Origin of the sequence: Comamonas sp. w2-DMI (assembly GCF_040187735.1) — a bacterium.
GTDB classification, from domain to species: domain Bacteria; phylum Pseudomonadota; class Gammaproteobacteria; order Burkholderiales; family Burkholderiaceae_C; genus Comamonas; species Comamonas terrae.
In genome coordinates, this window is sequence record NZ_JBANEL010000004.1 from 158,749 (window position 1) to 178,585 (window position 19,837).

Annotated in this window: 19 protein-coding genes; 13 read left to right on the plus strand and 6 right to left on the minus strand. The window is 69.1% G+C overall.

Annotated features, from left to right (window positions below; all coding sequences use genetic code 11):
• The first annotated feature begins 102 nt into the window (after positions 1-102).
• Together V8Z74_RS06500 and V8Z74_RS06505 are read left to right on the plus strand one after the other, a co-directional pair.
• Positions 103-744: a histidine phosphatase family protein gene (locus V8Z74_RS06500; protein WP_066475887.1), complete on the plus strand. Its 642-nt coding sequence runs from the start codon at positions 103-105 to the stop codon at positions 742-744.
• The gene (locus V8Z74_RS06505; RefSeq protein ID WP_349708603.1) at positions 728-1,912 is read left to right on the plus strand and encodes a DSD1 family PLP-dependent enzyme; all 1,185 of its coding nucleotides are present in this window, start codon (positions 728-730) and stop codon (positions 1,910-1,912) included. Before V8Z74_RS06500 ends, V8Z74_RS06505 begins: the two co-directional genes overlap by 17 nt.
• Before the next feature lie 143 nt (positions 1,913-2,055).
• Here V8Z74_RS06505 and V8Z74_RS06510 read toward each other — a convergent pair whose 3' ends face one another.
• Positions 2,056-2,556, minus strand: a complete 501-nt coding sequence (locus V8Z74_RS06510) for a YbhB/YbcL family Raf kinase inhibitor-like protein (RefSeq protein WP_066475884.1) — start codon at positions 2,554-2,556, stop codon at positions 2,056-2,058.
• A 175-nt stretch (positions 2,557-2,731) separates the two neighbouring features.
• Between V8Z74_RS06510 and V8Z74_RS06515 the strand changes: the two genes are divergently transcribed.
• Entirely contained in the window at positions 2,732-3,760 is a 1,029-nt protein-coding gene (locus V8Z74_RS06515) for an alpha/beta hydrolase (protein WP_349708604.1), read from the plus strand.
• Between the two features lie 16 nt (positions 3,761-3,776).
• On the opposite strand, the gene V8Z74_RS06520 is transcribed toward V8Z74_RS06515, so the two are convergent.
• From V8Z74_RS06520 to V8Z74_RS06530, 3 genes are read right to left on the minus strand one after another with little or no spacing between them, the layout of a single operon-like run.
• Complete coding sequence (locus V8Z74_RS06520; RefSeq protein WP_066475882.1) at positions 3,777-4,526, minus strand: phosphoribosyltransferase; 750 nt, start codon at positions 4,524-4,526, stop codon at positions 3,777-3,779.
• On the minus strand, positions 4,523-5,740 hold the full coding sequence (locus tag V8Z74_RS06525) for a M20 aminoacylase family protein (RefSeq protein WP_349708605.1): 1,218 nt from the start codon (positions 5,738-5,740) through the stop codon (positions 4,523-4,525). The genes V8Z74_RS06520 and V8Z74_RS06525 overlap by 4 nt, the downstream gene beginning before the upstream one ends.
• Positions 5,741-5,746: 6 nt before the next feature.
• Complete coding sequence (locus tag V8Z74_RS06530) at positions 5,747-6,742, minus strand: Bug family tripartite tricarboxylate transporter substrate binding protein (RefSeq protein ID WP_066475873.1); 996 nt, start codon at positions 6,740-6,742, stop codon at positions 5,747-5,749.
• A 133-nt stretch (positions 6,743-6,875) separates the two neighbouring features.
• On the opposite strand from V8Z74_RS06530, the gene V8Z74_RS06535 reads away from it, so the two are divergent.
• The 5 genes from V8Z74_RS06535 to V8Z74_RS06555 all read left to right on the plus strand — a co-directional run bounded on the left by V8Z74_RS06535 (position 6,876) and on the right by V8Z74_RS06555 (position 13,415).
• A complete protein-coding gene (locus V8Z74_RS06535) occupies positions 6,876-8,627 on the plus strand; it encodes a lysoplasmalogenase family protein (RefSeq protein ID WP_349708606.1) in 1,752 nt (583 codons plus the stop codon).
• A 401-nt stretch (positions 8,628-9,028) separates the two neighbouring features.
• Positions 9,029-9,256 carry a hypothetical protein gene (locus V8Z74_RS06540; RefSeq protein ID WP_349708607.1) on the plus strand — a complete coding sequence of 76 codons (228 nt, stop codon included), beginning with the start codon at positions 9,029-9,031 and terminating at the stop codon, positions 9,254-9,256.
• A 233-nt stretch (positions 9,257-9,489) separates the two neighbouring features.
• On the plus strand, positions 9,490-9,828 hold the full coding sequence (locus V8Z74_RS06545; RefSeq protein WP_349708608.1) for a hypothetical protein: 339 nt from the start codon (positions 9,490-9,492) through the stop codon (positions 9,826-9,828).
• Between the two features lie 11 nt (positions 9,829-9,839).
• Positions 9,840-12,599 carry a magnesium-translocating P-type ATPase gene (gene mgtA / locus V8Z74_RS06550; protein WP_349708609.1) on the plus strand — a complete coding sequence of 920 codons (2,760 nt, stop codon included), beginning with the start codon at positions 9,840-9,842 and terminating at the stop codon, positions 12,597-12,599.
• A gap of 96 nt (positions 12,600-12,695) precedes the next feature.
• Complete coding sequence (locus tag V8Z74_RS06555) at positions 12,696-13,415, plus strand: MgtC/SapB family protein (RefSeq protein WP_066475866.1); 720 nt, start codon at positions 12,696-12,698, stop codon at positions 13,413-13,415.
• 127 nt (positions 13,416-13,542) lie between these two features.
• Here the strand turns inward: V8Z74_RS06555 and ruvB are convergent, their stop codons facing one another.
• Positions 13,543-14,640 (minus strand): Holliday junction branch migration DNA helicase RuvB, encoded by a 1,098-nt coding sequence (ruvB, locus tag V8Z74_RS06560; RefSeq protein ID WP_349708610.1) that lies wholly within the window; start codon positions 14,638-14,640, stop codon positions 13,543-13,545.
• A 134-nt stretch (positions 14,641-14,774) separates the two neighbouring features.
• On the opposite strand from ruvB, the gene V8Z74_RS06565 reads away from it, so the two are divergent.
• Entirely contained in the window at positions 14,775-15,317 is a 543-nt protein-coding gene (locus V8Z74_RS06565; RefSeq protein WP_349708611.1) for a peroxiredoxin, read from the plus strand.
• A 16-nt stretch (positions 15,318-15,333) separates the two neighbouring features.
• On the opposite strand, the gene ruvA is transcribed toward V8Z74_RS06565, so the two are convergent.
• Positions 15,334-15,909, minus strand: coding sequence for a Holliday junction branch migration protein RuvA (gene ruvA, locus V8Z74_RS06570; RefSeq protein WP_349708612.1), 576 nt, complete (start codon positions 15,907-15,909; stop codon positions 15,334-15,336).
• Positions 15,910-16,062: 153 nt separating this feature from the next.
• Here ruvA and V8Z74_RS06575 point away from each other — a divergent pair, with 153 nt between their 5' ends.
• The 4 genes from V8Z74_RS06575 (at position 16,063) to V8Z74_RS06590 (ending at position 19,834) form a co-directional block, all read left to right on the plus strand.
• Positions 16,063-17,067, plus strand: coding sequence for a PhoH family protein (locus V8Z74_RS06575; protein WP_066475859.1), 1,005 nt, complete (start codon positions 16,063-16,065; stop codon positions 17,065-17,067).
• A 140-nt stretch (positions 17,068-17,207) separates the two neighbouring features.
• Entirely contained in the window at positions 17,208-17,666 is a 459-nt protein-coding gene (ybeY, locus tag V8Z74_RS06580) for an rRNA maturation RNase YbeY (protein ID WP_066475857.1), read from the plus strand.
• 16 nt (positions 17,667-17,682) lie between these two features.
• The gene (locus tag V8Z74_RS06585) at positions 17,683-19,200 is read left to right on the plus strand and encodes a sensor histidine kinase (protein WP_349708613.1); all 1,518 of its coding nucleotides are present in this window, start codon (positions 17,683-17,685) and stop codon (positions 19,198-19,200) included.
• A 7-nt stretch (positions 19,201-19,207) separates the two neighbouring features.
• A complete protein-coding gene (locus tag V8Z74_RS06590; RefSeq protein WP_066475855.1) occupies positions 19,208-19,834 on the plus strand; it encodes a response regulator transcription factor in 627 nt (208 codons plus the stop codon).
• The last annotated feature ends 3 nt before the right edge of the window (positions 19,835-19,837 follow it).

Sequence of the window (19,837 nt, forward strand, 5' to 3'; positions counted from 1 at the left end):
CTGCTTTGGCGTCAGCACAGTACCGCGCGCATGTCGCAGCCCGCGGCGGCGGTTTGCATGACAATGGTCCGGTTACCAAGAGCACAGGTCTGCACCATCGCCATGCATGTCACGCGCATCATTGCCATCCGGCACGGAGAAACCACCTGGAACGTGGACGGCCGCATCCAGGGCCATCTGGATGTTCCGCTCAACGATACCGGCCTGTGGCAGGCCGAGCAGGCCGCCCGCGCCCTGGTCCACGAGCCCATTGCCGCCATCTACAGCAGCGATCTGCAGCGCGCCTATGCCACGGCCCAGGCCGTGGCCCGCGCTGCCGGGGCCGCGCTGCATGCCGAGCCCGACCTGCGCGAGCGCTGCTTCGGCCAGTTCCAGGGCCATACCTTCAAGGAAATCGAGGCCGCCCATCCCGAGGCCGCGCAGCGCTGGCGCAGGCGCGACCCGCAATACGTGCTGCCCGGCGGCGGCGAGTCGCTCGCCATGCTGCGCGAGCGCATTGCGCGCACGGTGGACCGCATCGCCAGCCGCCACGAGGGCGAGCAGATCGTGCTGGTGGCCCACGGCGGCGTGATGGACACCCTGTACCGCCTGGCCACGCGCCAGGATCTGCAGGCGCCGCGCACCTGGGAGCTGACCAATGCGGCCATCAACCGCCTGCTGTGGACACCCGAAGGCCTGTCTCTGGTAGGCTGGGCCGATACCGCCCATCTTTCCCCGGACAGCCGCGATGAAATCCATTCCTGAGACTCTGCAAGCCCTGGTCGGCCAGGCCGCCCGCCGCATCGACACCCCCGCCCTGGTCATCGACCTCGACGCCATGGACCGCAACATCGAGCGCATGGCCCGCTTTGCCCGGCAGCACGGCGTGCTGTGGCGCCCCCATGCCAAGCTGCACAAGAGCGCGCACATCGCGCTGCTGCTGGAGCAGGCCGGCGCCTGCGGCCACTGCGTGCAGAAGGTCTCGGAAGCCGAGGCCCTGGCCGAAGGCGGCGTGAACAACATCTTCATCAGCAACGAAGTCGTCTCGCCGGCCAAGCTCGAGCGCGTGGCGCGCCTGGCCAAGACGCTGTATGCGCGCAGCGGCCGGCTGGCCATTGCCGTCGACAACGCGGAAGGCGTGGCGCGCCTGGCCAGGGCCATGCAGGAGGCAAAGGCGGCCAACGGCGCCATCGACGTGCTGGTGGAAATCAACGTGGGCCAGAACCGCTGCGGCGTGGCGCCCGGCGCGGCCGCGGTGGAGCTGGCGCGCGCCATTCTGGCCCAGCCCACGCTGCGCTTTGCGGGCCTGCAGGCCTACCACGGCGGTGCCCAGCACCTGCGCTCGGCCCGGGAGCGCCGCGAGGCCATTGCCCAGGTGCTCGGGCATGTCAACCGCACCCGCCATGCGTTCGATGCCGCGGGCATCGAACTGCCGCTGATCACGGGCGCCGGCACCGGCACCATGGTCAACGAAGCCGCCAGCGGCGTGTACGGCGAGATCCAGCCCGGCTCCTTCCTGTTCATGGACGCCGACTACGCGGCCAACGAGCACGATCCGGCCCAGCCTGTGTTCGAGCATGCGCTGTACGTCAAGACCCAGGTCATGTCGGTCGGCGAAGGCCGTGCCGTCTGCGATGCGGGCCACAAGTCCCATGCCGTGGACTCGGGCCTGCCCCGGCTGCACGCACTGCCGCCCGGGCAGGCGCTGCGCTTTGCGAACGGCGGCGACGAGCACGGCGTGCTCTATCCGGCCGAAGAGGCCGGCAACACCAGCGGCTGGCTGCCCGCGCTGGGCGAGACGCTGTGGCTGATTCCCGGCCATTGCGATCCCACGGTCAACCTGCACGACCATCTGATCGGCGTGCGCGGCGGACGGCTCAAGGGCGTGGTCGAGCGCATCTTCACCGTGGACGGCCGCGGCGCGCTGACCTGATCCGCATTCAGGCTGCACGCGCCACTCACCAAAAAGGAGCGCCTTGCGCCTGCCAGTCCATGGCTTCAGCCTTCTTAAAGGTTGAAAACCATCGCTGACAAGCGCAAGGCGCTTCTCTTTTCGATATCCCCGCAGGGCGGCGCTCAGGCCGGACGGCCGTAGGTCGAGGTGAATGTGGCCTTGGCGATGGTGTTGGCGTTGATCATGAAGCCGCAAATGGCCGCCGTGGCATCGTCGGGAATGTCCAGCCGCTCCACCGACAGCGCATGCACGGTGAAGATGTAGCGGTGGGGCTTGTCGCCGGGCGGCGGGCACATGCCGCCCCAGGCAAAGGCGCCGTAGTCGTTGCGCATCTGGCGCGCCCCGGCCGGCAGCGTGCTGCTGCCCTTGGCGCCGGCATTGGCCTGGAGTTCCGAAGTGCCGGCCGGCAGGTCCACCACGATCCAGTGCCACCAGCCGCTGCCCGTGGGCGCATCGGGGTCGTACACGGTCACGGCAAAGCTCCTGGTGTCTGCAGGGGCGCCGCTCCACTGCAGCACGGGCGACTCGTTGCGGCCGCCGCAGCCGAACACATCGGCCTCGAAGTGCGCGGGCACGCTGCCGCCTGCGGGAATATCGGGGCTGGAAAGGGTGAAGGTACTCATGCTTGTCTAGGCTCCTTTGCAATCCCTGGAGTATGCCGCGCGCACTGCGCCGCAGCCAGCACCGGACGGGATTGCCGTCCACCATTCAGAATAATGAGAATCAATATCATCTAGAATGAAAAAGACCGGTGCAGCCCAAGGCCTGCGCTCCTCTTTTTCTCCCCGGATCCGCCGCATGCCGACTTCCGCCGCCTCTTCTCCGGCGCGTCCCGACGCTTCATGCCCCTCCCGCCGCCAATGGCTGGCCGCTGCCCTGGCCCTGCCGGCGCTGGCCGCAAACAGCCGCGCCCGGGCCCAGGGGGGATCCAGGCCGCCCTGGCAGCCATGGACCATGCCGGGCGTGCGCCAGCTGGACCTGCCGGCCGCGCCGCTGCCCGGCTCGTCCGCCGCGCGCCAGCACCGCGTGATGGTCTATGAGCCCGAAGGCGCGGTGCCGGCCGGCGGCCATCCGGTGATTTATGTGCTGGACGGCAATCTGATGTTCCCACTGGTCGCGCAGCTGGTGCACAACCGCGGCGCACGCAGCCAGGCGCTGCGCGGCGGCAGCGCCATCGTCGTCGGCCTGGGCCATGCCATGCCCGCAGGCGGCGCCGTCCACGACTTGGCGGCCCGTACCTATGACTACACCCCGCCCGGCGAAGGCGTGGGCCCCGATGCCCGGGGCCGCGCCCAGGGCGGCGCCGACCGGTTCCTGGATTTCTTCGCCGGCACGCTGCAGCCGCTGCTGCAGTCCGAGCTGCCGGTCGATGCCCGGCAGCAGACGCTGCTGGGCCATTCCTACGGCGGCCTGTGCACGCTGCATGCGCTGTTCACCCGCCCCGGCATGTTCCGCCACCACGTGGCGGCCAGCCCCTCGCTGTGGTGGGGCGGCGGCGCGGTGCTCAGGGAATGCCGGGCTTTCATCGCGCGCCACGGCGCGGGCGGCACGCCTCTGCCTGGATCGCCAGCCATGCCGCTGAGCCTGCATCTGAGCCAGGGCGGCAAGGAGCTGGAACCCCGCGTCCCCGGCGCCACGTCCGATCCCGGGCGCGAGGCTGCCGCGCTGCAGGCCCGGGCCCTGGGCAGCACGGCCGACCTGCCGGAAATGCTGAAAGCGGTGAACGGCCTGCGTACCCGCTATACCGTCTGGCCCGGTGCCGACCATGGCGGGGCCATGCCGTTTGCCTGCATGCAGGCCGTACAGATCGCGCTGGCCGCAGCCTGACGCGGCCGCGAAGCGATCAAGGCGCAGCGTCCTCGGGCCACCAGCCGTCGGCGCGGCGCACCATGCGCGGGCAGTCGTAGGCGCCGACCACGGGAATCGCGGAGCCGTCGGCACGGCGCAGCTTTTCCTGCCACTGCGTGCCCTGGCGCATGGCCACGGCAATCGCGGCCACCTCGGCGCCGCAGCGCTGCAGCAGCGTCAGGCCGGCCGCCATGGTGGTGCCGGAGCTCACGGCATCGTCCACCACCAGCACGCGCCGGCCGGCGATCAGCGCCAGCTGGTTGGGGTCCACGTAGAGCAGCTTGCCCTTGCCCGGCGTGGTGATGGAGCTCACGGGCTCGGACAGCTCCTCGCGGTACCAGTACTTGCGCGAATAGCCCAGCGGCACGAAGCGGCCATGGCCCAGCGCGCGGGCCACCAGCGGCGCAAAGGCCAGGCCCAGGGTGGGCAGGCCCACGATCACGTCGAAGGCATGGCCGCGGGCGCCTTCGGCCATGTGCAGGGCCAGCTGCTCCACCACGTCCAGACTGGCCTGGTTGGCGATCAGCGAGGCCACGCAGCGGTCCGGCGCGGCGCCGGACGCCGTGGGCATGCCGCGCAGCGGCAGCACCAGGTAGCGGCCGTCGGGCAGGCGCGCGGGATAGCTTCTGGCATAGGGCGGATGGGGTGGCTGGGCCAGCTCGGCCTCGCCGACGATGGACTGCCAGTAACCGGTGGTGGCGTCAAAGCCCGGCAGGCTCTGGCCGGAGAGATCGATGGGGTTCATGCGCGGTCGCGGCTCAGGTAGGCTTCGGCCAGTTTCACCCAGTACGAGGCCGTCACGGGCAGCAGGTTGTCGTTGAAGTCGTAGCCGGGGTTGTGCACCATGCAGCCGCCCTCGCCCATGCCGTTGCCCACGATGAAGTAGTTGCCCGGCACCTCGTTCAGCATGATGGCGAAGTCGTCGCTGGCCTGCAGCGGCTGCAGGTCGGGGATCAGCCACTCCTGGCCGAGGAAGTCGCGCGCCACGCCGACGGCGAAATCCGTGGCGGCCGCGTCATTGATGACGGGCGGGTAGCGCCACTTGTAGTCCACCTCGGCCGTGGCGCGGTGCACGGCGGCCTGCGCATGGGCCATGGCCGTGATGCGCTCGCGCAGCAGGGCGCGCACCTCGGGGCAGCGCGCGCGGATGGTCACGCGCAGCTCGCAGGTCTCGGGGATCACGTTGGGCGCGTCGCCCGCATGGATGGCGCCCACGGTGACCACGGCCATGTCGTTGGGGTCGATCTCGCGCGAGCGTATGGTCTGCAGCGCCAGCACCAGGTGCGAGGCCACGACGATGGGGTCCACGGCCACATGCGGCATGGCGCCATGGCCGCCCTTGCCGCGGATGGTGATGACGGCCGTGTCCGAGCTGGAATACATCACGCCCGCGCGGAAGCCGAAATGCCCGGCAGGATAGCCGGGCTCGTTGTGGAAGGCGTAGAGCGCATCGCAGGGAAATCGCTCGAACAGACCCTGCTCCACCATCTTCCTGGCGCCGCCATGGCCTTCCTCGGCCGGCTGGAAGATCAGGTGCAGCGTGCCATCGAGCCGGTCCCGGCGCTGCGCCAGAACCCGGGCCGCGGCCAGCAGCGTGGCCGTGTGGCCGTCGTGGCCGCAGGCGTGCATCTTGCCGTCGTGGCGGCTCGCATAGGGCAGGCCCGTGGCCTCGCGGATGGGCAGCGCGTCCATGTCGGCGCGCAGGCCCAGGCGCCTGCCGCCTGCAGGGCCGCCGCAGCGCAGCGTGCCCACCACGCCCGTGTCGCCCAGCCCGCGGTGCACCTCGTAGCCCCATTCGGCCAGCCTGGCGGCCACGATATCGCCCGTGCGGTGCTCTTCGTAGGCCAGCTCGGGATGCGCATGCAGGTCGTGGCGCAGCGCCAGCATTTCCTGCGCCACGGCTGCCACCTCGGGCAGCACGGGCGGGTGGATTTCGGGGTGGACGGGGTTGAGCGGCATGGCGGCTTATTCCTGCTGGATGTTGGCCGACTTCACGATCTGCGCGTAGCCGGCTTTTTCCTTCTTGAGAAAGCTGGCGAAGGTTGCCGGCGTGCCCGTGCCCGGCGTGGCGCCGCCCTCTTCCAGGCGCTTTCTCACATCGGGCAGCTTGAGCACCTCGGCCAGCTCGGTGGACAGGCGGGCCACCACGGCCTGCGGCGTTTTGGCCGGCACGAACAGGCCGGTCCAGGTGTTGAGGTCGAAGCCCTTGAGCTCGGGCGATTCGGCGAAGGTCATCACGCCGGGGATGGAATCGATGCGCCTGGCCGAGGTCACGCCCAGGCCCACGAGTTTCTTCTGCTGGACCAGCGGCGTGGCGCTGGTGGTCACCAGCATGCCCACGTCCACCTGGCCGCCCATCACGTCGCTGGTGATCTGCGCGCCGCCGCGGTAGGGCACGTGCACCAGCTTGACCTTGGCGCGCTCCTGCAGCATCTCCATGGCCAGGTGCAGCATGGTGCCCACGCCCGAGGTCGCATAGGTCAGGCCGCCGGGATGGGCGCGCGCCAGCGCGATCAGCTCGGTGATGTTGTGCGCGGCCAGGCCCGGGCGGGCCACGGCCACCACGGGCGCGATCGTGACCAGGCCCACGGGCGTCAGGTCGCGCTCGGCGTCGTACCGGACGGCCGAATTGATGAGCTGGGCAATGCTGATCGGGCCGTCGAAGCCCATGAGCAGCGTATAGCCGTCGGCCGGCGACTTCACGGCCTTGCTCACGCCCAGCACGCCGCCGGCGCCGGGCACGTTGTCCACCACGATGGACTGGTTCAGGCGCTCGCCGAGCTTCTGGCCGATCAGGCGGGCCGTGGTGTCCACATTGCCGCCCGGGCTGAAGGGCACGATCAGGGTGATGGGCTTGGCGGCGGGCCAGGCATCGCCGGCGGCGAACGCGGCGGGAGCGGTCAGGCCGGCGGCAGCCACCATGGCGGCTGCCGCCACGAGGAAGCGGCGGGATGTGGGCATGGAAAAGGATCGGCGAGGGGGCAAGCTTTCGATTATTTCACGCCCGTTACTCGGCAGCCATAACAGAAATTACTTAGCAAGCGTGTTCACCCTAGGATGGCTGCCGCCGCCGCGCTGTCCACAATCGGTGCCCATGCTCTCCCCCAGCCAAGTCATCGTCCTGGCCACGCCGGTGTTCTTCATCCTCATGGCCGTCGAGTGGGCCGTCGGCATGCGGCGCGGGCGCAGCGCCTACCGGCTGGACGATGCCATCGCCTCGCTGAACCTGGGCGTGCTGAGCCAGACCAGCGCGGTCTTCACCAAGCTGCTGACGCTGGGCCTCTACACCTTTGTCGCCGGGCACCTGGCACTGGTGCAGGCCGACGCCTTCTGGCTCAGCCTGCCCGGCTGGCTGCTGGCCCTGGTGTTCTACGATTTCTGCTACTACTGGCTGCACCGCATGGGCCACGAGGTGGGCGTGCTGTGGGCGGCCCATGCCGTGCACCACCAGAGCCAGGACTACAACCTCTCCACCGCGCTGCGCCAGACCAGCTCGGGCGCGCTGCTGGGCTGGATCTTCTACCTGCCCATGGCGCTGGCCGGCGTGCCGCCGCTGGTGTTTGCCGTGGTCGGGCTGATCGACCTGCTCTACCAGTTCTGGGTGCATACCGAGCAGGTGGGCCGCCTGGGCTGGTTCGACCGCTGGTTCTGCGCGCCCAGCAACCACCGCGTGCACCACGCCGTCAACGACCGCTATCTCGACAAGAACTACGGCGGCATTCTCATCGTCTGGGACCGTCTCTTCGGCACCTACAAGACCGAGGACGACGAGGAACCCTGCGTCTACGGCACGCGCGGCCTGCTCAGGAGCTGGGACCCGCTGTGGGCCAATGTGGCGGTCTACCGCCAGCTCGCGCACGACAGCTGGCATGCGCGCCGCCTGGGCGACAAGCTGCGGGTCTGGTTCAAGCCGCCGGGCTGGCGGCCGCCCGACGTGGCCAGCCGCTTTCCCAGGCCGGCCTTCGACCTCGACGAGCACCGCGTGCGCTATGCGCCGGCCATGCCGGGCGGCCTGCGCTGGTTCTCTGCGCTGCAGTTCGCCGTGCTGGTCGCCGGCACGGCCGCCTTCCTCTGGCAGGCCGACCAGGCGCCGCTGGCCCACAACCTGCTCTGGTTCGGCGTGCTGCTCGCCGGCCAGTGGACGCTGTGCGCCGCCATGCAGGGGCGCATCAGCCCCTGGCTGGCGCTGATGCTGCAAAGCGGCGCACTGGCCACGGCCACCGCGGCCCTGGGCCTGACCGGATGGCACCAGCTCTTCAAGCCGCTGGCCATGGTGTTTGCTCTTTTTTGCCTAGCAGCCAGCGCTCGCTCCTTCTTGGAATCCAATGGAAATCACGCCAAAAACCAGGTATGGATTGCGGCAGGCGCTCTGTTTTTTTCACTGGCCGGCGATGCGTTTCTCATGTTCGAGGGCTTTTTCATCCCCGGCCTGGTCAGCTTTCTGCTGGCCCACGTCTGCTACATCGCCCTGCTGCGCAGCGATGCGCCCTGGCTGGCCAGCCGCAGGGCCGTTGCCTGCATATCGCTGGTTGCCGCGGCCATGTATGCGCTGCTGTGGCTGGGCGGCCTGCCCGCGGCCCTGCGCCTGCCCGTGCTGGCCTATGTGGGCGTGATCGCCACCATGGCCGCCCAGGCCTGGGGCCGGCACCGCGTGCTGCGCAACCCGGCCTCGCTGCTGGTGGCGGCGGGCGCCAGCCTGTTCATGCTCAGCGACTCGCTGCTGGCCATCAACCGCTTCGTCCAGCCCCTGCCCTGGGCTGCGGTCGGCGTGCTGGCCACCTATTACGCGGCGCAGGCGCTGATCCTGCACGGCTTTCTGAGACGGGCTGACACAATTCAGGGTTGACCCTAGGATGGCGAAACGGCGATAATCAAGGCTTCGCAATTTCAGGAGTCCCCACGTGGACAGTGCCAGTTCAACCAGTGATTCAACGCAGGCCGCAATGGCTGCGCTGCTGGCCGACTGACAGACTCCCCCTGGATCGGGAGCCGTCGTCGACCGCCCCGCATCCCTTGCCCCGCGACCTTCGCATCTTGCTGTTTTCCTTGTCTGCGCCCGAGCTGTCCTGCCGTGCGCAGCACAGGTAGCACCTGAAAACCCGCAAGCTCTGCCCGTCACTGAGATTTTTCGCGCCGCAGTCCGTTCCCGCTTCCAGCGAGCCGGGCCGTGACCGCGCGAGAACGCTTGTGCAGCGCTGCCGCCTGGCCCGCTCCCTTCAACAGGCATTAGCCGCCGAGGAGAACGCCATGAGCCACCGCCTGACCCATTCTCTGCGCCAGCTGCGTCCCCTGCGCCTGCTGCTGTGTGCCCCATCCGGCCATGCGGGCCGCGCGGGCGGCACATCCCACCCGCCAGAGGCCGCGGCAACGGTTCCGCAGGCCCTGGAGCAGACGCGCGAACTCGATGCCCGCACCAGCTGGCCCACGCACCGCATCCGCAGCTTTCTGAGCACGCAGGGCCGCTTCGTTCGCTGAACGGCTTCACCGCCGTCCCGCGCTTCATCCACTTTTCTTGCAAGGAACACGTATGGATCCCGACCCGAGTCGATCTTGCGGCGCGCCCCCGGCGGCGCGCAACCGCAAGCCTGTTGGCGTGCGTGTTGGCCTGAAGGCAGCGCGCACAGACTGGAACCCCGCCCCGGGGTTGCGCGCCTGATGCCGTAGCAGCGGCGGGCAGCTCCCCGGGCCATCCCCGAAGGAGTATGCCCATGCAACGCCTCGCCTGGCTGCGCGTGCTCAAGCGCAGCCGCCCCGCATCTTTCATCTCTGTCGACTCCCGCCACCATGGCCTCACGCATGCCGTGAGTTCGGCGCTGGCCGAGCGCCGCGCCGATGTGCTGCGCCACCTGGCCGACCGCCACGCCACGCAGCTGATGGCCGGCGCCATGGCCCAACTCAGCACGCGCCAGCGCGCCGATGCACTGTCCCTGCTGACCCGCGAGCAGCGCAGCCGCATCTGCGAACAGCTGCGCGCCGAGGCGCAGCGCCCCTGGCTGGCACGGCTGCCGTGGGCACGTTCCGGCACCTCCGCCAAGGCCTTGCACTAAGGGAGGCGGCCATGCAAATCCTCAAGAACCTGTTCCGGGCGTTTCTGCGCAGCCACCGCCTGGCGGGCCTGTTCGGCCGCCGCCCCATGCCGGCTGCCGGCCCGTCCACGGCCCTCGCCGTGCCGCCGGCGCTGGTGCAGGCACTGCAGTCCGCGGCCTGCAGTCCGGCACAGGCGCTGCTGCAGCAGTTGGAGACGTCGGCCCAGGGCCTGGGCCCCGGGCAGGCCCGCGAGCGCCTGGACCGCCACGGCCCCAACGAGGTGGCGCATGAAAAGCCGCTGCCTGCCTGGCTGCACCTGTGGCATTGCTACCGCAACCCCTTCAATCTGCTGCTGACGCTGCTGGCCGTGGTCTCCTACGTCACCGAGGACGAGAAGGCCACCATCGTCATCGCCAGCATGGTGCTGCTGTCCACGCTGCTGCGCTTCGTGCAGGAGGGCAGGTCCCGGCATGCGGCCGCGCGCCTGCAGGCCCTGGTCGGCAACCGCGTCACCGTGCGCCGCAAGGCCGGGGACGATGCCGCTGCGCCGCCTCCCGGTTTCCGCGACAGCGGCTACGGCCATGACGCCTCGCTGTCCGAGCTGCCCATGCGCGAACTCGTGCCGGGGGACCTCGTGGCCCTGTCGGCCGGCGACATGATCCCGGCCGACTGCCGCGTGCTGTCCGCCAAGGACCTGTTCGTGAGCCAGGCGGCCATGACCGGCGAGTCGCTGCCCGTGGAAAAGGATGGCCGCACGCGCGCCGCCCTGGCGCCGGGCCAGCTGCTGGAAGCCGGCAATCTGCTGTTCATGGGCACCAACGTGGTTTCGGGTACGGCCATGGCCGTGGTGGTCGCCACGGGCAACCAGACCTATTTCGGCACGCTGGCCGCCCGCATCACCCACCAGGACCGCACGGCCACGGCCTTCGAGAAAGGCGTGAACAGCGTCAGCTGGCTGCTGATCCGCTTCGCGGCCGTGATGGTGCCCGTGGTGCTGTTCATCAACGGCTACACCAAGGGCGACTGGGGCGAGGCCTTTCTGTTCGCGCTGTCGGTGGCCGTGGGACTGACGCCCGAGATGCTGCCCATGATCGTGACCTCCACGCTGGCCAAGGGCGCCGTGGTGCTCGCGCGCCAGAAGGTGGTGGTCAAGCGCCTGGATGCCATCCAGAACTTCGGCGCCATGGACGTGCTGTGCACCGACAAGACCGGCACGCTGACGCAGGACCGCATCGCGCTGGAGCGCCATACCGACGTGCAGGGTCGCCCCAGCGACGAGGTGCTGCAGTTCGCCTACCTCAACAGCTACTACCAGACCGGGCTCAAGAACCTGCTGGACCGCGCCGTGCTCGAGCATGTGGAGCTGCGCACGCGGCTGCACATCAACGAGGACTACCGCAAGGTCGACGAGATTCCGTTCGACTTCCAGCGCCGGCGCATGTCCGTGGTGGTGGCCGAACGCAACCACCACCACGAGCTGATCTGCAAGGGCGCGGTCGAGGAAATCCTGCAGGTCTGCACGCATATCCGGGACAGCGGGCGCGATGGCGACGCGGTGCTGCCGCTCACGCCGCAGCGCCGCGAGCAGGTGCGCGCCGTCACCGAAGGCCTGAACAGCGAAGGCCTGCGCGTGGTGGCCGTGGCCATGAAGGAAGTGCCGCCCGACAAGAACACCTACGGCATTGCCGACGAGGCCGAGCTGACCTTGATCGGCTACGTGGCCTTTCTCGATCCGCCCAAGGAATCCACCCATGCCGCGATTGCCGCGCTGCTGCAGCACGGCGTGGCGGTCAAGGTGCTCACGGGCGACAACGAGCGGGTGGCGCGCAAGGTCTGCCGCGACGTGGGGCTGCAGGTGGACCAGGCCGTGGTCGGCAGCGACATCGAGGCCATGGACGAGCAGCAGCTGCGCCGCACCGTGCAAACGCATGTGCTGTTCGCGCGCCTGACGCCGCTGCACAAGGAGCGCATCGTGCACGCGCTGCGCGCCAATGGCCACATCACGGGCTTCATGGGCGACGGCATCAACGACGCGCCCGCGCTGCGCGCCGCCGACATCGGCATCAGCGTGGACAGCGCCGTGGACATCGCGCGCGAGGCGGCCGACATCATCCTGCTCGAGAAAAGCCTCATGGTGCTGGAGCAGGGCGTGGTCGAAGGACGCCGCACCTTCAGCAACATGCTCAAGTACATCCGCATGACGGCCAGCTCCAACTTCGGCAACGTGTTCTCGGTGCTGATCGCCTCGGCCTTCATCCCGTTTCTGCCCATGCTGCCCATGCAGCTGCTGGTGCAGAACCTGCTGTACGACATTTCGCAGATCGCCATTCCGTTCGACAACGTGGACGAAGAGCAGGTGGCGCGGCCGCTGCGCTGGAATCCGCAGGACCTGGGCCGCTTCATGGTCTTCTTCGGCCCCATCAGCTCGCTGTTCGACGTGCTCACCTTCGCGCTGATGTGGTTTGTGTTCCAAGCCGATGCGGCGGGGCGGCAGACGCTGTTCCAGTCGGGCTGGTTCGTGGTGGGACTGCTCACGCAGACGCTGATCGTGCACATGATCCGCACGCCCAGGATTCCCTTCCTGCAAAGCCGCGCCTCATGGCCCCTGCTGGCCACCACGGCAGCCATCATGGCCATCGGCATCTTCCTGCCCATGGGCCCGCTGGCCGGACACTTCAAGCTGCAGGCATTGCCGGCCAGCTACTTTCCCTGGCTGATCGTCATATTGCTGGCCTATGCTGTGCTGACCACGCTGCTCAAGCGCTTGTACATCCGAAAATATGGGTGGTGACCCTTCGGGCCGAACCACGTCTTCCCGAGCCGGGGACGGCTCTTTGCCGACCGTCCCCGGCTTCACAGACCTACCGACAAAAACAACCAGAACTGCATGCAATCCCTACAGAACTTCCATCTGCTGGCCACGCTGAACACGGTGCTGTGCCTCCTCGTGGCCTTTGTCTGCGGCAGCATCATCGGCCTGGAGCGCCAGATACGCCAGCGTACGGCAGGCCTGCGCACCAACACCCTGGTGGCCGTGGGCGCGGCCGTGTTCGTGGACCTGGCCATGCGTGTCTCGGGCGCGGATGGCGCCACGCGCGTGATCTCCTATGTGGTCTCCGGCGTGGGCTTTCTCGGCGCCGGCGCCATCATGAAGGAAGGCGCCAACATCACGGGGCTGAACACCGCGGCCACGCTGTGGGGCTCGGCGGCCGTGGGCGCCTGCGCGGGCGCGGGCCTGCTGCCCGAGGCCGGCATCGCCACGCTGTTCGTGCTGGCCAGCAACACCTTGCTGCGCCCCGTGGTCAACTACATCAACCGCCATCCGGTGGCCGAGCATGCCAGCGAGGCCACCTACTATGTGTACGTGATCTGCCAGCAGGCCGCCCAGGCCGATGTGCGCGAGGGCATGCAGGAGCTGCTGGAAGCGGCCAACTACCCGGTGCGCACGGTGGAAAAGCACGAAATCCACCCGCACAACACCGAAATCGAGGCCGAGCTCTTCGCCACGGCCGTGCATGCCGAGGAACTGGACCAGGTGGTCACGCAGATCGAGGCGCTGCCCGGCGTGCTGCAGGCGTTCTGGAGCGCCGGGCCGCAGAGCAATTGACCTCCTGAGCCGCTGCGCGGCTTCCCCCAGGGGGACGACGGCCTTTGCTCGCGGCGGCGGGGCCGCCTAGCCCTTGCTCGCCGTCTCTCGCTTGGGGCGTGCCGGTTTTTTTGCGTCGCTGCCCTGCTTACACGGCCGGATCGTCCCCGGGGACGGGCAGGCCCAGGTGGCGGTAGGCGGCCTGGGTGGCCATGCGGCCGCGCGGCGTGCGCTGCAGAAATCCCTGCTGGATCAGATAGGGCTCGATCACGTCCTCGATGGTGCCCGACTCCTCGCCGATGCTGGCCGCGATGTTGTCCAGGCCCACGGGGCCGCCGTCGAAGCGGTGCACCACGGCTTCGAGCAGCTTGCGGTCCATGATGTCGAAGCCCTGCGGGTCCACATCCAGCATGGCCAGGGCCTTGTCGGCCAGTTCGCGCGTGATGCGGCCGTCGCCCTTGACATCGGCATAGTCGCGCACGCGGCGCAGCAGGCGGTTGGCGATGCGCGGCGTGCCGCGCGAGCGGCGCGCGATCTCGAAGCAGCCTTCGTCGTCAATCGGCGCACCCAGCAGGCCGGCGCTGCGGCGCACGATGCGGGCCAGCTCCTCCGAGGTATAGAACTCCAGCCGCGCCACGATGCCGAAGCGGTCGCGCAGCGGATTGGTCAGCATGCCGGCGCGCGTGGTGGCGCCCACCAGCGTGAAGGGCTGCAGGTCGAGCTTGATGGAGCGCGCGGCCGGCCCCTCGCCGATCATGATGTCGATCTGGTAGTCCTCCAGCGCCGGATAGAGGATTTCCTCGACCACGGGCGAGAGGCGGTGGATCTCGTCGATGAAGAGCACGTCGTTGGGCTCGAGGTTGGTCAGCAGCGCCGCCAGGTCCTTGGGCTTTTCCAGCACCGGGCCGCTGGTCTGGCGCAAGTTCACGCCCAGTTCGGCCGCAATGATGTGGCTCAATGTGGTCTTGCCCAGGCCCGGCGGGCCGAACAGCAGCACATGGTCCAGCGCCTCGCTGCGCTTGCGGGCCGCGCCGATGAAGATTTCCAGCTGTTCGCGGGCCTTGGCCTGGCCCACGTATTCGTCGAGCAGCTTGGGGCGCAGGGCACGCTCCAGCGCCTCCTCGCCCGTCGAGGCCGGCCCGGCCGACACCATGCGCGGCGCGGCGCCTGCGGCGCCGCCCGGAGGCTCGCGCAGGGGCTTGGCAGGGGAAGGGCTGGCGGCGAAGTCGTCCACATGAATCGTCATGTCCCAGATTGTGCCGTGCCGCACGGCCATGCCCCGGGGCCGGCCACCATATCCCCCACGGGGCTCAAATTGCCATCGCCGCCGGACATGCGGCAAGCGCACAATGGAAGCCCTTCGCACTGCCAGAATCCGCCATGCCTGCACACGTTCCACTCCGGCCCGCTGCCCTGCTGCTGGCCGCCCTGCTCTCGCTGTCGGCCCAGGCCACGCTCAAGCCGGGAGAAAGCGCCCCCCTGCTCCATACCGAGGCCGCCGTGGCCGGCAAGGCCTTCGCGTTCGACATGGCCGCAGCCCTGAAGAAGGGACCGGTGGTGCTGTACTTCTTCCCCAAGGCCTTCACCCAGGGCTGCACGCTCGAAGCCCATGCGTTTGCCGAGGCCACGCCGCGCTTTGCGGCCATGGGCGCCACCGTGGTGGGCATGTCGCACGACGACATCGCCACGCTCAAGCACTTTTCAACCGAAGCCTGCCGCGACCAGTTCGCCGTGGCGTCGGACCCCGGGGCCGCCACCATCAAGGCCTATGACGCGGCCGCCGCGGCCAATCCCGAGCGGGCCGACCGCATTTCCTATGTGATCGGCCAGGACGGCAAGATCAAGTTCGTGCACGTGGGCTCCGACCCGCTGGAGCATGTGGAGCGCACCCAGGCAGCAGTCAAGCAGCTGACCGGCAAATAAGCCCGCTCGCCAGGCGCTACTTCGTCAGCGCCTTCAGCGCCAGCTTGATGCCTTCGCTCACGCCCACGTCGGGCGGCAGCTTCTTGAGCGCGGCCGAGGCTTCCTTGTCCGAATAGCCCAGCGCCATCAGCGCCTGCAGGATGTCATTCTGGTCGTTGTTGTGGGCAAACAGCGACTGCGCACCCGTATCGGCGCCGATCTTGCCCTTGAGCTCCAGCAGCAGGCGCTCGGCGGTCTTCTTGCCGATGCCCGGCACCTTGACCAGGCGGCCGGCCTCCTGCTGGGACACGGCATCGGCCAGATCGTCCACGCTCATGCCGCTGAGCACGGCCAGCGCCATGCGCGGGCCGATGCCGGTGATCTTGATGAGCTCGCGGAAAGTCTGGCGCTCACGCGCCGTGCCGAAGCCGAACAGCAGCTGCGCGTCCTCGCGCACCACGAAGTGCGTCAGCAGGGCCACCTTGCTTCCCATGGCGGGCAGGTTGTAGAAGGTGCTCATGGGCACCTGCACCTCGTAGCCCACGCCGCCGCAGTCCACCAGCACCTCAGGCGGGTTTTTTTCCAGCAAGGTCCCTGTCAATTTGCCTATCATTGAAATCCTTTGCCGCCAATTGGCGAATTCTTCGGCGGCTTTTTCATCGCCGGGCCACCCCAAGACGAGAAGCGCCCCCGCATGCTTGGATACGGAGGCGGCGGCTGCGCACAGCAAGCCAGGCGGGGGCCAATCTTCATTGGAATTATCCGCGTGATCCTGCGCCACACATTCACACCCCACAACAATACGCGCCTGTCCCATCTGTGCGGCCCGGCGGATGCGCACCTGCGCACCATCGAGATCGCCATGGGCGTCAAGATCGCCCACCGCCACGAGCAGTTCAAGATCGACGGCCCCAAGGCCAAAGCCAATGATGCGCTGGAGCTGCTGCAGGCCCTGTACGAGATGGCCGACGATGCGATCGCCGAGGATACGCTGCAGCTGATGCTGGCCGGCGACACCGACCTGATCGAGGCCCCCCTGGACACGCCCCAGCTGTCCACGCGCCGCGCCGACCTGCGCGCGCGCACGCCCAACCAGGTGCAGTACCTGGAAAGCATTGCCGTCCACGACATCACCTTCGGCATCGGCCCCGCAGGCACGGGCAAGACCTATCTGGCCGTGGCCTGCGCCGTGGATGCGCTGGAGCGCAGCAATGTGCAGCGCATCGTGCTCACCCGCCCGGCCGTGGAGGCCGGCGAGCGCCTGGGCTTTCTGCCGGGCGACCTGACGCAGAAGGTGGACCCCTATCTGCGGCCGCTGTACGACGCGCTCTACGACCTCATGGGCTACGACCGCGTGCAGAAGGCCTTCGAGCGCAATGTGCTGGAGATCGCGCCGCTGGCCTTCATGCGCGGACGCACGCTCAACAATGCCTTCGTGATCCTCGACGAAGCCCAGAACACCACGCCCGAGCAGATGAAGATGTTCCTCACGCGCATAGGCTTCGGCTCCCGGGCCGTGGTCACGGGCGACGTGAGCCAGATCGACCTGCCCAAGGGAATGCCCAGCGGCCTCATCGACGCCGAGCGCGTGCTGCGTCGCGTCAAGGGCATCGCCATCAACCACTTCACCAGCGCCGATGTGGTGCGCCACCCGCTGGTGGCCCGCATCGTGGACGCCTACGATGCGCGTGGCCGCGTCTCCGAAGGCACCTCGGCGCCCAGGCACCGCACGCGCACGGCCCGGCCCCTGCCTTCCGCGGAAGAACTCTGAGCCCTGCGCACGGCTTGCGCAAATCGGGCCGAAGCGGGAAGCTCGCTTCCTGGCGGCGCCCTGGAGCACACTGCCGACGCAGGCCTTCACTCCCAATTTCATAGCTTACTGCGCTTGCCGGACAAGCGCCACAAGCCAAAATGACCCTGAACCAGCTGCAACTGTCCCTGCAATTTGCCCGCTTCCCCGAAGCGGGCGCCCACCGCGCCGTGCTGTCCCGCAGCAAGGTCACGCGCTGGATCCGCCACGCGCTGGCCGTGGATGCCGAAATCACGGTGCGCATCGTCGATGCCGAGGAAGGCCGGAGCCTGAACCGCGAGTACCGCCACAAGGACTACGCGACCAATGTGCTGACCTTCGACTACCAGCAGGACCCCACCGTGATGGCCGACCTGGTGCTGTGCGCACCCGTGGTCGAGCGCGAGGCCAGGGAGCAGAACAAATCGCTCGAAGAGCACTACGCCCACCTGCTGGTGCACGGCACCCTGCACGCCCAGGGCTGGGACCACGAGACCAGCGAGGAGGATGCCGAGGAAATGGAAGCCTACGAGACCGAAATCATGCAGGAGCTCGGCTTCCAGGACCCCTACGCCAAATAGGCGGCGGATTCCGGCCATGACCCTGTCCCACTGGCGTCGCGCCCTGGCCTGGCTGCTGGCCTGGGCCCTGGTGGCTGCCGTGGGCGCCGGCTGGCTTGTCCATGCGCGGCTGCTGGCACTGGAGGATGCGTTCGTCACGGATGCACGCATCGTGCACAGGCTGCTGAGCCAGCGCGCGGTGCAGCACGATGCGGTGATGGCCATGCTGCCGCTGCTGCAGCCACCCGCCGAAGGCCAGGGCAGCAGCATTGCCATGCCGCTGCCGCGACTGCCCGCGGCCTATCCTCAGATCGCCCAGGTGCTGCGCCGCCTGCCGGGCAGTGCCTGGCCTGCAGACCTGCCCGCGGCCCTGGGCTCCGCGCTGGATGCGGCCGAGGCACGCTCACGCCACAGCGGCCATGCCGAACTGGCCCAGGCCGACCTGCCCCGGGGCCGGGCGTGGCTGGCGCTCGCAGGCCTGGCGGACCAGGCGGCCGACCACGCCCTGCTGCTGGACCTGCATGCCACCATCCCCTGGGACGAATGGCCCATGGACGCGCAGACCAGTCCGGTACGCGTACGGCTCCAATACCAGGGCCATGCCTTTGGCGTGCAGGCGGGACGGCGCCTCGCGCATGGCTGGCACTACGACTTCCACAAGCTGCTGGCTTCGCAGAGCCAGCCGTTCGACGTGGTGCTCGAACGCGACGTGGGCTGGAGCGAGCTGCCCTGGGGACCCATGCTGGCCTGGGCAGCGGCCAGCGCCACGGCACTGGCCGCGCTGCGCACCCTGCTGCGCCAGCGCGTGGCCGCGCGCCGTGCCGAGGAGCTGCTGCGGCTGGGCCAGGTGGCCCGGCTCAACCAGCTGGGCGAGCTGGCCGCCGGCATGGCGCACGAACTCAACCAGCCGCTGACCGCACTGCTGGCCAGTACCCAGGCCGCACAGCGCCTGCTGGACGAGGAGGAGCCGGACCTGGACACCGCGCGCCATGCCATGGGCCAGGCCGTGGCCCAGGCACGGCGCGCCAGCGCCGTCGTGGGGCGGCTGCGCCGCGTGGTGGAGCGGCCCGATCTCTCGGGACAGGCCCAGTCCCTGGCCCTGCCCGCCGCCGTGCACGATGCCCTGCACCTGCTGGAGCCCGAGCTGCGCCGCCGCGGCATTGCCGTGCAGGTGGATGCGCCCGCCGACCTTCCGGCCGTGCGCGCCGAACCCGTGGCGCTGCAGCAGATCATCCACAACCTGGTGATGAACGCGCTGCAGGCCATGGAACAGTCCGAGGCGGGCCAGCGCCGCCTGCGGCTGGCCCTGGTCCAGCAGGGCAGCCGGGTGCTGCTGAGCGTGCGCGACACCGGCCCCGGCGTGGCGCCCGAGGCGCGCGCGCGCCTGTTCACCCCGTTCTACACCACGCGCCCGGGCGGCCTGGGGCTGGGCCTGTCGCTGTCGGAAAGCCTGGCCCAGGCCATGGGCGGCGAACTTTCGCTGGCGCCGCCCGCTGCCGCAGACGGGGCGGGCGCCGAATTCCACCTGCTGCTGCCGCTGGCCCACCAGCCATGAACGCACCATGACCTCTTCCCTCTCGCCCCTGATCCACCTCGTGGACGACGATGCCGCCGTGCGCGACAGCCTGGCGCTGCTCATAGGCACGGTGGGCCTGCGCGTGCAGGCCTGGGCCGATCCACAGGACTTTCTCGCGCAATTCGAGCGCAGCGACGTGGGCGCCATCGTGCTGGACGTGCGTATGCCCGGCACCAGCGGGCTGGCGGTGCTGGACATGCTGGCCGCGCAAGGGGTGGACCAGCCCGTGATCATGCTCACGGGCCACGGCACGGTGGAGATGTGCCGCCGCGCCTTCAAGGCCGGCGCAGCGGAATTCCTCGAAAAACCCGTGGATGACGAGCTGCTCATCGAAGCGCTGCAGGCCGCCGTGCGCCAGCATGTGCGCTCGCGCGAGCGCCACCAGGCCGACCGGCAGGCGCGCGAGCGCTATGCCCAGCTCTCGGGCCGCGAGCGCGAGGTGCTGGGCCTGATCGTGGAAGGGCTCACCAACAAGGAGATCGGCCGCGCGCTGGCGCTTTCGCCGCGCACGGTGGAGACCCACCGCGCCAACCTGTTCGCCAAGCTGGAGGCCGACTCGCTGGCCCAACTCATCCGGCGCTACGCGGCCCTGGTCGAGGACACCGCTCCGTAGTTC